The 16,087-nt window shown below is 47.6% G+C and carries 8 protein-coding genes; 1 reads left to right on the top strand and 7 read right to left on the bottom strand.

Annotated features, from left to right (window positions below):
- Nucleotides 1–20: 20 nt before the first annotated feature.
- From HI950_RS18620 to HI950_RS36755, 6 genes are all read right to left on the bottom strand, one after another.
- Nucleotides 21–1,385, bottom strand: coding sequence for an ABC transporter substrate-binding protein (locus HI950_RS18620; RefSeq protein ID WP_169084661.1), 1,365 nt, complete (start codon nucleotides 1,383–1,385; stop codon nucleotides 21–23).
- Nucleotides 1,386–1,506: 121 nt separating this feature from the next.
- Nucleotides 1,507–2,331: a carbohydrate ABC transporter permease gene (locus HI950_RS18615; RefSeq protein WP_169084659.1), complete on the bottom strand. Its 825-nt coding sequence runs from the start codon at nucleotides 2,329–2,331 to the stop codon at nucleotides 1,507–1,509.
- A gap of 21 nt (nucleotides 2,332–2,352) precedes the next feature.
- Complete coding sequence (locus HI950_RS18610) at nucleotides 2,353–3,261, bottom strand: carbohydrate ABC transporter permease (protein WP_169084657.1); 909 nt, start codon at nucleotides 3,259–3,261, stop codon at nucleotides 2,353–2,355.
- A gap of 240 nt (nucleotides 3,262–3,501) precedes the next feature.
- Nucleotides 3,502–6,384 (bottom strand): excinuclease ABC subunit UvrA, encoded by a 2,883-nt coding sequence (gene uvrA, locus HI950_RS18605; RefSeq protein WP_169084655.1) that lies wholly within the window; start codon nucleotides 6,382–6,384, stop codon nucleotides 3,502–3,504.
- Nucleotides 6,385–6,400: 16 nt separating this feature from the next.
- Nucleotides 6,401–8,401 (bottom strand): excinuclease ABC subunit UvrB, encoded by a 2,001-nt coding sequence (gene uvrB, locus HI950_RS18600; RefSeq protein ID WP_169084653.1) that lies wholly within the window; start codon nucleotides 8,399–8,401, stop codon nucleotides 6,401–6,403.
- Between the two features lie 327 nt (nucleotides 8,402–8,728).
- Nucleotides 8,729–9,886, bottom strand: a complete 1,158-nt coding sequence (locus tag HI950_RS36755; protein ID WP_169084651.1) for a response regulator — start codon at nucleotides 9,884–9,886, stop codon at nucleotides 8,729–8,731.
- 414 nt (nucleotides 9,887–10,300) lie between these two features.
- On the opposite strand from HI950_RS36755, the gene HI950_RS36750 reads away from it, so the two are divergent.
- Nucleotides 10,301–14,710 (top strand): collagen binding domain-containing protein, encoded by a 4,410-nt coding sequence (locus tag HI950_RS36750; protein ID WP_169084649.1) that lies wholly within the window; start codon nucleotides 10,301–10,303, stop codon nucleotides 14,708–14,710.
- Nucleotides 14,711–14,780: 70 nt separating this feature from the next.
- Here HI950_RS36750 and HI950_RS18585 read toward each other — a convergent pair whose 3' ends face one another.
- Nucleotides 14,781–16,076, bottom strand: a complete 1,296-nt coding sequence (locus tag HI950_RS18585) for a PDZ domain-containing protein (protein ID WP_169084647.1) — start codon at nucleotides 16,074–16,076, stop codon at nucleotides 14,781–14,783.
- Nucleotides 16,077–16,087 lie beyond the last annotated feature (11 nt).

The raw sequence follows: 16,087 nt of genomic DNA, 5'->3' as shown, positions 1-16,087 counted from the left end.
AATTTCAATTCGACACAAGATTAGTTCCCGTTGTTCTTAACAACCTCAGCGATATTTTTATCAATATTGGCGATCGTGGTGTCCACGTCCTGCTTCCCTAAAATGTACAATTCCGCTTCAGGGATAACCGTATTTTTAGCTTCATCGGCATATTTTGCAGGTACAGGCGCAGTTCCTGGAACTGTCGTGCTCATCGTATATTTCAGCGACTCCACATCAATTTTCGAAGGGTCCTTAGCTGCAGCTACAATCGTATCAATAAGCTTGCTGGAATCGGACTTCGCCCAGCCGGAGAATACGCGTCCGCTGATGCTTAGACCTTCAGAGGTATACCATCTTACAAACGTATAGGCCGCTTCTTTGTTTTTTGATTTTGCAGCTACGCCCATATAAGTCGGCTGTACTGGCGAGTAATGCTTGCTTTCTCCGTCCAATTTTGGAAGTGGGGCGAATGCGGTTACGAAATTAGCTGGAATCGCATCCGTGCCTCCGGATTCAGCTACCATCCAGTCTCCCATTGGCAGCATAGCAGCTAGACCGTTGAAATATTGGTTACGGTAAGCGAGCTTTTGCGAAATAATGTCCTCGTACATATTGGCGCTTTTATCTTCGTACATCATTTTTTTCATCATTTCCAAATTCGATTTAAACACCGGATCAGCTGCATTGGATGTACCGTCCGCTTTCAGGAATGTATTGTCGGTTGGTTTACTCATCATTTGCAATTGGAAGTAGTCCGGCCAGTTATGCAAATACGCGCCATAACGCTTCGTTGTTCCTTCGCCCTTAGTGAGCTTTTGCGCATATTCCATGAACTCGTTCCACGTCCAGTCCTTCGGAACCGGCAAGCCTGCCTCGTCTAGCATCTCCTTGTTCAAGAGCACGAACCAGCGCTGCATGGAAGAAGGCAAAGCATAAATTTTGTCGTTAACCTTCGTGTCTACCAAATATTCGTCCTCGTATTTATAACCGTCCTTCTCAATATAGCTATCCAAAGGCTCAAGCAAGCCAATATTAGCACGCTGCGAATAGTTCGTATAAGGCAGCTCGATGATATCAAGCTGGTCATTGGATGCCGCCATTAGGTCCAATTTTTGCATAGAAGCAACGGAGTCGCCTTTTTCATTGAGCAGGTCAAGCTCTACTTTAATATTCGGGTGTTTTTCTTCAAATACGGAAATGATTTCGGTCCACTTCGCTTTACCATCCGTTTGCCATGTGCTTAGCTTCAACGTTACTTGCTCTGCCGCTGTCTCTTTAGGAGCATTCGTAGCATTCGTAGCGTTTGTCGCAGTGCTGTTCGGAGTCCCGCCATTGCTGCCCCCGGAGCAAGCCGTTGCGAATACAGCCAAGCCCACTAACATCGTCGATAATCTCTTTTTCATCGTAACCCTCCTAATATTTATGACCCGTCTAGTTTTGAATACGTCTACAATCAAATCCTACCACGTACAAATCGTATTCGAAGTTCTCAAATTTTACTGAAGAGAAACAATTTTGACTTTGTTACCCTTTTACACCGCCAAGCGAGATCCCTTCGATAACCTGCTTTTGGCCAAGCGCAAAAATAATAAGCAGCGGAACGATTGCCGATACAGCACCCGCCATCATAAGCGAGTAAATATCTCCGTACTGGTCGCCAAACAGCCTGATGCCAAGCTGAATCGTGAATAGCTCCTTCGACTTCAAAAAGATAAGCGGATATTGGTAGTCATTCCACGTCCATATGAAACGCAGAATTGCATAGGTTGCTAGACCTGGGCGAATGAGCGGAAGCGCAATTTGAAAGAAGGAGCGGAAATGTCCTGCGCCGTCCATACGTGCCGACTCCATAAATTCATTGTTCACGCCCATAAAAAATTGTCTGAGCATAAATGCTCCAATAATGCTGAAGCTATTGATAAGTATAAGGCCAATATGCGTATCAATGAGATTCAACCAGTTAAACAATAGAAATTGCGGTACAAGCGACGCTTGCGGCGGTACCATGTACAAGGCAAGCACAAGCAGAAACATCGTATCTCTGCCGCGGAACCGTAATTTAGAGAAACCGAATGCAGCCAGAGCGCATACGAAAACATTTATGAATGTTGTCGTCAATGTAATGTAGATGGAGTTGAGATAATATTTAAAAAATCCTCCTGTCCACACCTGCTTGTAGTTTTCGATCAGATGCCACTTCGACGGAATCCATTCAATCGGAAAATTAAATACATCTGCCTCCGGTTTGAAGGAGGTGGTTAGCATCCATAAAAACGGGAGCAACGATATCATGCCCGCCGCTGCCATTAGGATTGTCCATATTATTTTTGATACACTCACGTTTTTCATTAGCTATGCCTCCTTTCCGAATTAATAGTTCACCCATTTTTTTTGTGCGAGCATTTGCAAGCCCGTAATCGCTAGGCAAATAACAAAGAGAACAAGAGCCATACTCGATGCGTAGCCCGTCTTCAATTGATTGAATGCCGTATCATATAGTTCATATACGATAACGGTCGTCGAATTGGCCGGTCCGCCCTGTGTGAGCACTTGGATCAAATCAAAGATTTTGAACGTCCCGATGATCCCGGTTACGAGCAGGAAGAAGGTCGTCGGCGATATGCAGGGCACCGTAATTTTTAGAAACTTGGTCCATACATTCGCTCCGTCAATATCAGCTGCTTCATACAAATCCTTCGGAATTCCCTGCAAGCCGGCAATGAAAATAATAATGTTATAGCCGAGCAGTATCCAGATTTGAATCATCATGAGCGATGGCATCGCATAATCGATATCCGCCAGCCATTTTGGCGGGTTGTCTATCCCGATTGAAATCAAGAAATTGTTAACAGGCCCATGCGAGGGGTGAAAGAGTACTTGCCACACCATCGCTACAGCAACCACACTAGAAATGTAGGGCAGGAAATAGACGACTTTGAACATATCCTTTAAATAAACATGCTTATCAATAATGATCGCCAGCACCAATGCGAGTATGATCGTAATAGGTACCGTAATGATAAAAATAAGGTTGTTTAATAAGCTTTTCATGAAGACACCATCATGAAATAATCGGACAAAGTTATCTAATCCTGCAAATTTAATTGCACCCACACCAGCGACAAAATTCCAATTCGTAAAGCTTAGCAATAATGATCCTAGAACGGGAATTAGCGTAAGCACAACGAGCCCGATCATTAAAGGAGCGACAAATAAGTAGCCTGCTATTTCCTCTCTAGCGCCCATACTGAGCTGGATCAACGTTTTTCTCTGTTTCATGAAGCTCCTCCTTCAAACTTTCTGTATAAGCTTCATTTTAGAAAAAAAAACCGATGCTCATAAGAATTAGATCTTTGTATTTTGGAACATATTTTACTTTTTATCATTTCACACACTTGATCAGACAATAACAGACTCGTTCATTTGTGATCGCAGCCGATTTTCGAATTGGTTGTAAATATGCAAAAAAAAGAGAAAGCAATCTGATTGAAATCAGATTGCTTTCTCTTCTATTCTTACTTATTCTGCTGCTGCAGCTACCTTCTGATTCTCTTTCTGCTGCGCGATGGTCCGCGCACGGTCACGCTCAAGAATCGGCTTCAAATACTTGCCCGTATACGATTGCTCCACCTTAATGACCTGCTCCGGCGTTCCAGTCGCAACAATCATACCGCCGCCGTTGCCGCCTTCCGGCCCTAGATCAATTAAGTAATCCGCCGTCTTGATGACGTCTAGGTTATGCTCGATGACGAGTACCGATTCACCTGAATCAACCAATCGATGCAATACCGTCAACAATCTATCGATGTCATGCACATGCAAGCCCGTTGTTGGTTCATCCAAAATGTAAAGCGTCTTGCCCGTAGAGCGGCGGTATAGCTCAGCCGCCAGCTTCACCCGCTGCGCCTCGCCGCCAGACAATGTCGTTGCAGGCTGACCCAGCTTCATATAGCCAAGACCTACATCAAGCAGCGTCTGCACCTTACGATGAATACGAGGAATGTTCTCGAAGAAGGAACAGCCGTCTTCAATCGTCATTTCCAGCACTTCGGCAATGTTTTTTCCTTTGTACTTCACTTCCAGCGTCTCGCGATTATAGCGTTTGCCCTTGCAGATCTCACAAGGAACGTATACGTCAGGAAGGAAATGCATCTCGATCTTGATGATTCCGTCGCCGCGGCACGCCTCACAGCGGCCGCCCTTCACGTTAAAGCTGAATCGGCCTTTCTTATAGCCGCGTACCTTCGACTCGGTCGTACTCGCATACAAATCACGAATATCATCAAAAACGCCTGTGTAAGTTGCCGGATTCGATCTTGGCGTCCGTCCAATTGGCGATTGATCTATATCGATGACCTTCTCCAAATGCTCAATGCCTCGAAGCTCCTTGTACTGACCTGGGCGAGTCTTCGCTTTATTCAAATCACGCGCTAGCGTCTTGTATAGAATTTCATTAACGAAGGTTGATTTGCCTGAGCCGGATACGCCTGTAACAGCCGTGAATACGCCGAGCGGTATTTTTACATTCACGTTTCTAAGGTTGTTTTCCTTCGCTCCGCGAACCTCCAACCATTTCTCGTTTGTCTTGCGGCGTTCAGCCGGCACCTCGATAAACTTGCGTCCGCTTAAATATTGTCCGGTCAGCGAGTTCTCATTCTCCATTACTTCCGCAGGTGTACCTTCGGCTATAACCATACCGCCATGGATGCCCGCTCCTGGCCCGATATCAATGATGTAATCGGCTGCGAGCATCGTATCCTCATCATGCTCGACGACGATCAGCGTATTGCCGAGATTGCGCATATGCTCAAGCGTCTCGATCAGCCGGTCGTTGTCCCGCTGATGCAAGCCGATGCTCGGCTCGTCCAATATATAGAGCACGCCCATCAAGCTGGAGCCGATTTGGGTTGCGAGTCGAATCCGCTGTGCTTCCCCGCCTGAAAGTGTTCCGGCTGCACGGCTTAACGACAAGTACTCCAGCCCGACATTGACAAGAAAGCCGAGACGGCTATTAATTTCTTTTAAAATGAGGCTCGCAATGGCGAGCTCCTTCTTCGTCAGCTCAAGCGACTCGAAGTAACGCTGTGCATCACCGATGGAGAACGAAGTCACTTGCGACACATTTTGCGCGTTGATCGTTACCGCCAAGCTTTCCTTGCGAAGCCGCTGTCCCTTGCAGCCTGCACATGGCTTGGCACTCATGTAGTTCTCAATATGCTCGCGCATCATATCCGATGCCGTATCGCGATAGCGGCGCTCAAGGTTGTGGACGATCCCTTCAAACGGAACATATGCTTCTTTCCGGTGGCCGAAATCATTTTCATATAAGAAACGAACGCGCTCTCCGCCTGTTCCAAAAAGCAGCTTCTTCATCTGCTCTGGCTCAAGCTCCGATACCGGCACGTTTTGCGGAATGCCGTAATGTACGCAAACCGCGCTCAGAAACTGCGGATAATAGTTGGACGTACTGCCTGCCCAAGCTAAGAAAGCCGCATCCTCAACCGATTTGGTCGTATCCGGTACCAGCAATTCTGGATCGACGATCATTTTTACGCCTAAACCGTCACAATCTGGGCAAGCGCCATATGGGCTGTTGAAGGAAAACATCCGCGGCTCCAGCTCTTCGATGCTGAATCCACATTCCGGACAAGCAAGGTTGGAGCTGAAGAGCAGCTCCTCTTGATCGATAATATCTACGAGCACGCGTCCCTCGGACAGCTTAAGCGCCGTTTCCAGAGAATCCGCCAGCCTAGTCTGAATATCCGACTTGACCACAATACGGTCGACAACGACTTCAATGCTATGCTTTTTGTTTTTCTCCAGCTCAATCTTCTCGCTAAGCTCGCGCAGCTCTCCGTTTACACGGACGCGGACGAAGCCTTGCTTCTGAATATCTGCCAGCAGCTTGGTATGCTCGCCTTTGCGTCCCGAAATGAGCGGAGCCAAAATTTGAAGCTTCGTCTTCTCGGGATATTCCATAATCCGGTCGACCATCTGCTCGACCGTTTGCGATGTAATTTCGATGCCGTGCTCTGGACAATGCGGCTTGCCGATACGAGCAAACAAAAGCCGCAAATAGTCATAAATTTCAGTAACCGTGCCCACTGTAGAACGCGGGTTGCGGCTAGTCGTCTTCTGATCGATGGAAATAGCCGGTGATAACCCGTCTATGGAGTCGACATCCGGCTTTTCCATTTGTCCAAGAAATTGACGCGCATAGGCAGATAAGGATTCCACATAACGGCGCTGTCCTTCCGCATAAATCGTATCGAATGCGAGCGAGGATTTGCCAGATCCGCTTAGACCTGTCAGAACGACAAATTTGTCGCGCGGTATGGTGACGTCAATGTTTTTAAGATTGTGGGCGCGAGCGCCCTTAATAACAATTTTATCGCTAGCCAATCGTTTCTCCTCCTACTTAACCCATCTCTGCGCGCAGCTCAAGCAGCGCATCCCTCAGCTCTGCTGCACGTTCGAACTGCAAATTTTTCGCTGCGTCCTTCATATCCGCTTCCAGTCTTTGAACTAGCGCCAAACGGTCCTTCTTGTTCATCTTGCCAACGCCGGCTTCGGTCAAATAATCTGCTTTCTGCTCCGCTACCTTAGTTGCTTCAATTACGTCATGCACTTTTTTGCGAATCGTTTGCGGTGTTACGCCATGCTTCTCATTGTAAGCAAGCTGAATCGTACGCCGCCGTTCGGTTTCTTTTATCGCTCGGTCCATCGAATCGGTTATTTTGTCGCCGTACATAATGACTCGGCCTTCGCTGTTGCGGGCCGCCCGCCCAATCGTTTGGATAAGCGCGCGATCCGAGCGAAGGAAGCCTTCCTTATCCGCATCAAGAATCGTAACTAACGATACCTCCGGCAAATCCAATCCTTCCCGGAGTAGATTGATGCCGATGAGGACATGGAATACGCCAAGTCTCAGGTCGCGCAAAATGGCCAACCGCTCTAGCGTCTTAATATCGGAATGGAGATAGCGAACCTTGATGCCAATCTCCTTCATATAATCGGTAAGATCCTCTGACATCTTCTTAGTCAGCGTTGTGACGAGAACCCGCTCATCCTTCGCAATGCGATCGCGAATCTCGTTCAGCAGGTCATCGATTTGTCCTTTCGTCGGACGAACGTCGATGATCGGATCGATTAGGCCGGTAGGCCTGATGATCTGCTCGATCATTTTGTCGGTATGCTCGATCTCATATGGGCCTGGCGTAGCCGATACATAAACGAGCTGCTTCGCCTTCGCTTCAAATTCTTCAAAGCGGAGCGGCCGGTTATCCATCGCCGAAGGAAGCCGGAAGCCGTGATTGACCAGCATCTCCTTACGCGCGCGGTCACCATTGTACATCGCTCTGATTTGCGGCAGCGAGACATGTGATTCATCGATGACGATAACCATATCGTCAGGGAAATAATCGAGCAGCGTATACGGCGTAGCTCCTCGCTCCCTGAACGTAAGCGGTCCCGAGTAGTTCTCAATGCCGGAGCAAAAGCCCATCTCCGCCATCATTTCCATATCGTAGCGCGTCCGCTGCTCCAGCCTCTGCGCTTCAAGCAGCTTGCCTGCCTCGCGCAGCTCGGCAAGCCGTTCCTCCAGCTCACGCTCAATGTTAACAAGCGCTGCCTTCATCGTCTCCTCCTGCGTAACGAAGTGAGAAGCCGGGAAAATAGCAATATGTTCGCGTTCGCCGATAATCTCGCCGGTCAGCACATCAATTTCCGAGATTCGCTCGATCTCGTCGCCGAAGAGCTCCACGCGAATGGCACGCTCATTGTTGGCTACGGGGAAAATCTCAACGATATCGCCGCGAACGCGGAACGTTCCCCGCGTAAAGCTAATATCGTTGCGTTGGTATTGAATATCGACCAGCTTATGCAATATCGTATCGCGGGACTTCTCCATACCCACACGCAGCGAGAACACCAGCCCTCCATATTCCGTCGGCGATCCGAGGCCGTATATGCAAGAGACGCTCGCAACGATAATAACGTCACGGCGTTCAAACAGCGAGCTTGTCGCCGAATGCCGCAGCTTATCGATCTCATCGTTGATGCTTGAGTCCTTCTCGATAAAAGTATCGGTTGAAGGGATGTAGGCTTCCGGCTGGTAGTAATCATAATAGCTCACAAAATATTCCACTGCATTATCCGGGAAAAACGCTTTGAATTCGCTGCACAGCTGTGCGGCCAGCGTCTTGTTATGAGCAATGACGAGCGTTGGCCGATTCAGCTTCTCCACCATATTTGCTATCGTGTATGTTTTGCCCGTACCGGTTGCGCCGAGCAGCGTCTGATGCCTCTTGCCCGCCTTAATTCCTTCTAACAGCTGCTCGATCGCTTTCGGCTGGTCGCCCTGCGGCGTATAATCCGACTGTATTTTAAACAGCTTCGTTTCCTTTACAAGTTCACTCACGCTTACCATCCACCCCCGTCATTCCGAATACTCTTATCATTATAGTCAATTATAGGAATTTCATTTCATCAGTGTTTATAAAAATAAGAATGTTTGTTCCCGTATATTATACCGTTATCTTTCCTGCCGCGCAATCATCCCCATACAAAAAAATACCTCAGCACCGTCTATTCAAGACTCGTGCTGAGGTATTTTCATTTGTGCGGTTGTACCTTGGCCCGGCTCGCTCCGTATACGTTTAGTACCGCCGTTCCGCTGACGGCGATAACCATTAAAGCAATGAACATCCAGCTTCTCCAAACTATGCCGCCCTATTGTCTAGCTCGATTACTGCAACCGTTCCTCGCTCATTCTCTTCTCATTCCATTGCACATACCATGAATTCACCTGTCGCGGGACCGCTAATCCCAGCTCCTTCTCTATCGATTGAGAAAGCCGCTCGTAATGAGCCGTCACCTTGTCGTAGTAGCCCAGCTCGTCATATAACCTCATCACGATTAGCGCATCAGACTCATTATAAGGATCAATCGATTGCATTCTTTCATAGATTTGCAGCGCATCGATCGGGCTGCTCGCTTCTTCTAAATAATAGCTTGCTAGCCGCCTTGCAAGGTTCAGCCACAGCTGACGCAAGCGCTCTCTCTCATTCTCAGCCCAAATATAGCCGTAATCCTGAAGATAATCTCCCTCATACTCTGCCAGCAGATGCAAGACACGATCGAATTGTGCGGAAATGGGACCGTTCAGCTTATCAAGCTCCTTCTCCCATTGCTCGATGTCCAGCATGACATGGCCGATATCGAGAATATACCCCTCTTGAATGCTGGAGTTTTGAATCGTAATATTCATATTCATTTTCTGGATGCATTGTCTGACCTGATAAATGGTGGTATAGAGCTGAGTCATGGCCCGTTTCAAATCCATCTCCGGATAAAATATCTCTAGAAGCGTCGACTTGTGTAATATCTGCCCCCTGTGGTGCAGCATATAAGCAAAAAGCTCCTGCGCCTTAGCCGTACGCCATTTCGGCAGCTCAGGAGACTGCCCTGAGGATTGGAACTTTAATGTTTTGAAGCAATTAATTTTTTGCGTGTGCTCGGTCGCCGTTTCTGACGCTGCCGGCAAGCTTCTTCTCGTGATCAGCCTCTCCATCGTTTTCTGCAGCCGAGAAGTCTGAACCGGCTTCAATACATAATCCACCGCATTTAGCTCAAACGCTTGTACCGCATATTCATCATGAGCGGTCACAAATACAACATCCGCAAGCGGACAAACCTCGGAGAGCAGCTCCGCTGCCTGCAATCCAGTAATTTCGGGCATATGAATGTCCAGAAAAATAATGTCCGGCTGCAGCGCGGCAGCTTGCTCCACGGCCTGCATCGGATCTTGAAACGAAACCATTGACGTTACCTCGGTCGTTTGGCGAAGCATTCTCTCTAATTGAACAAGGGCCAGTCTTTCATCATCTATTAAAAACACCTTCACCGGCTTCACTCCCACATCCGTGTAAAAATAGTCCTATTATTTTGCTTAGGCCGCGTCATTACCTTCTACATACTCCTATCGGCAACTTCCAAAAAAACGATAAGGCTTAAGAACTATTATGTTCAGAAAATGTATAGATTTGGTTGTTATAATGCTAAAGCATGCAACCATGCTCACAATTTAGCGAAAAATGAAGAAAAAACAACTGGAATTGAAGCTCCAATCACCCTCGCTAGGTCGGCGCTTTTCTCGTAAAGCTGCCATGCATACATAGATTATCTCATAAATATCAGCAGGCCGATCCCTAAATTATACCCGTCTTATTGAGAAAGGAATGGTGCTTTGCCGTTTAAACGTTAAATGAAATCAATGATTAGACCTGATTGACCACACAAAGATGGAGGATACAAAGAAATGAAAAAAAGAACGATCGCATTAATGGTTGCTTTTTTATTAATTTTTCAATATGTGAATTTCGCCGGTGTTTTGAAAACGGCTGAAGCAGCAGGTATAACTGGTAATATCATTACAAAAATGACATTGACGGATAAGGATACGCCAAGCACCGTCATCGCTTCTGTATATGAATCCGTTTATTATGTAAACCCGGATATCCGTGTCGAATTAGGGCAATATCTGACTTTGAATTATGAGTGGGCGCTTCCTGAAAACCACACTTATAAAAGCGGCGATACGTACACCTTCCAGCTTCCCCCGCAATTTGTCATGTACGGCGGGAATATTTCGGAGAGGCCTCTGGTTGGTTCGCCTTCAGTCGGAACCTACAAGGTCACGAATGGAATGGTAACGCTAACCTTTAATGAAAAAATCGAAGGATCACCAGCAGACGGAACGCTTAGCTTCTGGAATTACTTCACCGAGCAAAGCATCAACTACAAAACGGAGGTCCCTATTCAGTTCAATATCGGAGACAGCATCACGATTCCGATTGCGCCTAAACCTGGTACCTCCCCAATCACCAAGAAGGGCGCTGCGGACAAACCCTTTAACGCAGAAAGCATCAAATGGACCGTTGACGTAAATAGAGATTTGCAAAAAGTGAATGATGCCGTCGTTACCGATATCATTCCTGAGGGTTTGACTTATAAGCCTGGCACGTTGAAGGTATACAAAATGGATACGGATACGAACGGCGTTTTGTCCAATCCGATCCCTGTAACGCCTTCGACTACGGATCCTACAGCTCCTGCCTATGAGATGAAGATCGAATTAGGAAATATCGCTTCCTCTTACCGCATAGTGTACGAGACGGAAATTACAGATATTACGAAAGCAAGCTTCATGAACACCGCTGTTTTAAAAGGCAACAATATCAGCAATGTCACAGCTGCTGATACGGTGACCAATACACGCGGCAAGCTGCTCGACAAATCGGGAACATACGACGAATCCACGCAGCTCATTGATTGGGAAATTAAATACAATTTCGGCGAGGACTCTATTGCAAATGCTAACTTGACCGATTTGTTTAACAATCTTCATGAGCTTGTGCCAGGCTCCATTAAAGTGTTTCCAGTTGCTGACCCTGTTACCGGCACAGCGGGAACGGAGATTCCAGCAGCTGATTACACGATAGATACCAACGTTAGCAGTCATCCTAACTATACAACCAGCAAGAACGGCTTCAAACTGATTTTTACAAATCCTAATCCCATTACAGGCGCTTATAAAATCAAATACCAAACTCGTCCGACAGCGAACCTGTATGCCGATGCGACGATCAATAACACTGTTTATTCAGAAACGAAACAGAGTTCAGTCAGCAAAACAATTAAGCATCACTTCGTGCATAAAACAAACACCAACGCGAATTACGCAGCCAGAACCATTGACTGGAAAGTAGAAATTAACGCGGATAAATACAATCTGTATGACCTGAAATTTGAGGATACCTTCCCTGCCCAATTAGGCGCCTTAAAGCTTGTACCAGGCAGCCTGGTCGTGAAGCAAAACGGAGTTACGGTTGGCAATTCTGTCTATACGCTTGCCTATGATCCGGTTAGTGATACTGCCGCAACTAAGGGCTTCAGTCTAGTACTCCCGGATGGAAATGCTTCCTATACGATTACGTATACGACGCAGTACGACTATGTAAGCACAACTTATTTTTCCAATGCAAGTTTTGCTTTCACTAACAACGGCAAGGTGATTTGGAAAGAGACGCCTGCTGGAACCGTTAAGGAGCAAACGGGACCTTCAACGTTTACGCCTAACAAAAATACGCAGGACAACGGCTACAAAAAAGGCAGCTATAATGCAACCGATAAGCAAATTACATGGAATATTGGCGTCAACTACAACAGCAAAACGATAGCAGCCGCTAAACTAGTAGACAAGCTGGCATCCGTCCAAAACTATGAAGTCGGCTCTGTAGAGGTTCATAAGCTCGTAATCAACAGTAATGGCACGACTGCTCAAGGTGCTGTCGTGCCAGCATCGGAGTACAGCGTAACAAATCCAGATGCAGCAAATGCGAATACGCTGACCGTCGCATTTAACCATACGATTACCGATCCTTACTTGATTACGTTCAAAACAAGTCTCGTGAACGAGTTCATCGACGACACATTGATTAAAAACGATGCCCTGTTTAGCGGAACGGGCTTTAATGAAAAGACGCTGCACGCTGAAGTAACCATCCCTAAAGCAGGCGAATATGTAGCAAAAACCGGCGCGCAAAGCGACGATTCGATCAACTGGACGGTCTATATCAACCGCGGCCAATCGACCGTTTCCGGCGCCAAAATCAATGATACGCCTAGCAAAAAGCAAACCTTGATCAAACAATCGTTCAAGCTATTCAACACTTCCGTATCTGCAGACGGTACGGTTAACAAGCTTGGTACAGTTAATCCAAGCGAATATGTGCTTGAGTTTACCGAAAATACCAACCCAGCTATCGATAGCGACGAAACCTTTGAGCTCCGCTTTTTAAATACGATTTCCAAGCCTTACATTCTTGAATATCAATCCATTATTGATGCTAAGGATGGCGAAAAGGTAACGAATACCGCTTCGTTCACAGGAAATGGCGTTGGCACTAAGCTCATCGACAATCCTACTGAGGTCAGAGTAGCTTTGTCTGGCGCTGAAGGCAACGGCAGTGTTTATATCGGTTCCTTGAAGGTTGAAAAGGTTGATGCGGATGATACAAGCATCAAATTATCCGGCGCATCCTTTGAACTGACTCGTAATTCCAATGGCAAAAAGTCCAGTGGAACGACCAATGCCGCTGGTGAGCTTGAATTTGGAAATCTGCGCTACGGCAAATATACGTTAAAAGAAACGAGCGCACCTGCAGGGTATAACGTGGACGGCACCGGGACTTATGAGGTAACGATTAATTCATCCACTCCTCTACCTATGCCAATCGCTAACAAAAAGAAAACAGGAAACTTGGAAATTACCAAGGTGGACAAGGACAATAACGCGATCGTCCTCGAAGGGGCTAAGTTCGAGCTATTCAATAGCGCGAATGTAAGCCTTGGACAAAAAACGACCGCGGCTAACGGCAAAATTACCTTTACCGGTCTGCCGTATGGCAGCTATGTGCTTAAAGAAATTTCCGCTCCTGCTGGCTACAGCATAGACGGCAGCGGTCAAGTAAGTATAACGATCAATGCAGCCGCTGTTCCGCAAAAGGTTGAAAATAAAAAGCTACCTGTCATCTTACTTGGCAGCCTAGAAGTGACTAAAGTAGACAGCGCCAATACGTCTGCCGTTCTCGCCGGAGCCAAGTTCGAGCTATTCAATAGCGCGAATGTAAGCCTTGGACAAAAAACGACAGGCGCTAACGGTAAACTATCCTTCAGCGATCTTCCTTACGGCAATTATGTGCTGAAAGAAATCGCAGCTCCTGCTGGCTACACGACTATTGGCAATGGCGAGCTGAATGTTGCGATCAACGCACCAACAAATGCTAAGCAAGTAGAAAACGCGAAGATCTTGCTTGGCGGCCTAGAAGTCACTAAGGTTGACAGCGATAATACAGGTATTGTTCTCCAAGGAGCCAAGTTCGAACTATTCAATAGTGCGAACGTAAGCCTAGGACAAAAAACGACAGCCGTTAACGGCAAGCTATCCTTCACCGATCTTCCTTACGGCAATTATGTGCTGAAGGAAATCTCAGCTCCTGCTGGCTACACGATTATCGGCAGCGGCGAAGTAGCTATTACTATTCTATCAACCGTCGGCAATACGGTTACCGTAAAAAACAGTAAATGGATAGCGCCGGTTGTAACGCCAAGCCCTACGCCTACACCGAAGCCTACAGTTGATCCGACTGCAACGCCACCAGTAGTGGTGCCGACTGCAACTCCGTCTCCGACGCCAACTGCTGCGGTTACGCCATCACCTACTGCGTCGCCTACTGCATCTCCGACTGTATCGGCTACGCCGGCACCTACTTCTTCAATTGAAAAAGAAGTAACAGAGGTCGACAAGCCAATTGAAGGCGATGTAGAAATTCCTGAGGACGGCACGCCGGTTGGCGGAGTTAAACCGGAGCATGGCAAGGTTACGATTTCGCCTGACGGCAAATGGGTTTATACGCCAAATCCAGGCTACGTCGGAAAAGACAAGTTCTCGATTATCGTCATCGATAAAGATGGCAACGAAGAAGAAATCTTCTTTGAAATCGATGTTGAGGAGCCGCCGCAAGGCGGAGTTATAGCAACGCCTGACGTACCGGTATTGCCTAAGACAGGTGAAAGCAGCTATTTGCTTATGCAGCTTCTCGGCTTTTCCATGATTGCTGTAGGACTTGCAGCACTCGCTGTCAAAAGAAGAAAAACAAGACGTTAATAAATATAAAAAAAGGTGGATCAGGATTAAATTCCTGATCCACCTTTTTTTCATCCACAAGTTCCGCCGCTCAGCTCTCCGCGCTCTCTATCTTAACATCGCGCCGATTCGACGTTCTCGAGCTCCGAAGCAGCTCCAGCAGCGATGCCGGCCCGGAAGCAGCATAATAATTAGCCTGCTCATCAGGAGCGAGAATAACGCCCAGCTGATGATGCTCGCCGGCAAATCGCGCGCGCTGCGCAAATTTTAATTCACCATCTAAATTCAATACTTCCAGCTTGCAAAATGCTGAGTTTTGAACTAGCGCCTCATAAAGGTCTTCCTTCGTTCTAACCCGCACGCCATTCACCTTGTGGAGCACCTCGCCTGTAAGGAGCCCCATAGCCGCTGCCGGCGTCCCAGGCACGATACCCAGAATGCGCAAGCCGCGCGTGTCATGCACGTACAGAGGCGATTGTGCAGCTTCAACAGTCCTGCTGCGCCATATGATGGCTTCATGAAACAATAGGGAGACCAGCGCCGCCAGCGGCAGCAGCATAGGCTGCCACCAGGCTAGAATAGCTGCACCCGCCAAGCAGATGCTGTATAAGAGCAGCCCTTTGGCTGCGTGCTTTGCTTTGTCTTTGGGCAATAATGACCGCGTCATTTCGGTAAAGCCGATAATCATGGGCAATGCGACAAACGTCCAGCCCTGCGACCAGTCCGCCCCAAATAGCGGCGTCCATGGCAAAGCTGACGTTGATGCTCCGGCTCCGGCAGTCGGTACGAGCATCAGAAGCGGTACTGGCCAAAAGCCCTGCAGCATATAGCCGCCAACCAGCTTGCCTCTCTTCCCTTCCAAAAATAACGGCGTAGACAACCGGTCTCCTTGCCAGCGTACGAGCACGGCTTCAGCCAGATGAAGAAGTGCGACCAACACGAGCAGCCCTGCGGCATCGATGCTTGCCAGCGACGCTGCGGCTGATCCGAGGAAGTCCGGCCTCTCCGAGAGCGAGGTCCATCCGAGCGCCCATTGAAGGAGCGTAATAACCCCAGCGCTATAAGCGAAGCATAAGTACCGAATTTTTGCGAGCATAAGAATGGCTGCAACCACCCATAGCCAAATGACCGATTCGCCCGTTAACGACACGCCTACAAACGCTCCTGCGACCGACACCGCCACGCCAATCAACAATCCCGCCAGCAGCGCTTTAAACACAAGGCCTACCCAGTTGTGCAGCTTGACCGCAAACATTTGCCGCTCCATCCGTATTTGCCTCGTGTACTGTAAAACAATAAACAAAACCGCAATATAATAAAATGGCTGTGCAACCAATTGGACAGCCGCTTTCCCGAGCATTTCAAGCAACTCCATCGCCGTTTCCAAAGCCAACACTC

The organism is Paenibacillus sp. PL91 (genome assembly GCF_012935325.2).
Lineage (GTDB): Bacteria > Bacillota > Bacilli > Paenibacillales > Paenibacillaceae > Pristimantibacillus.
This window is presented reverse-complemented; position numbering and strand designations above follow the sequence as displayed.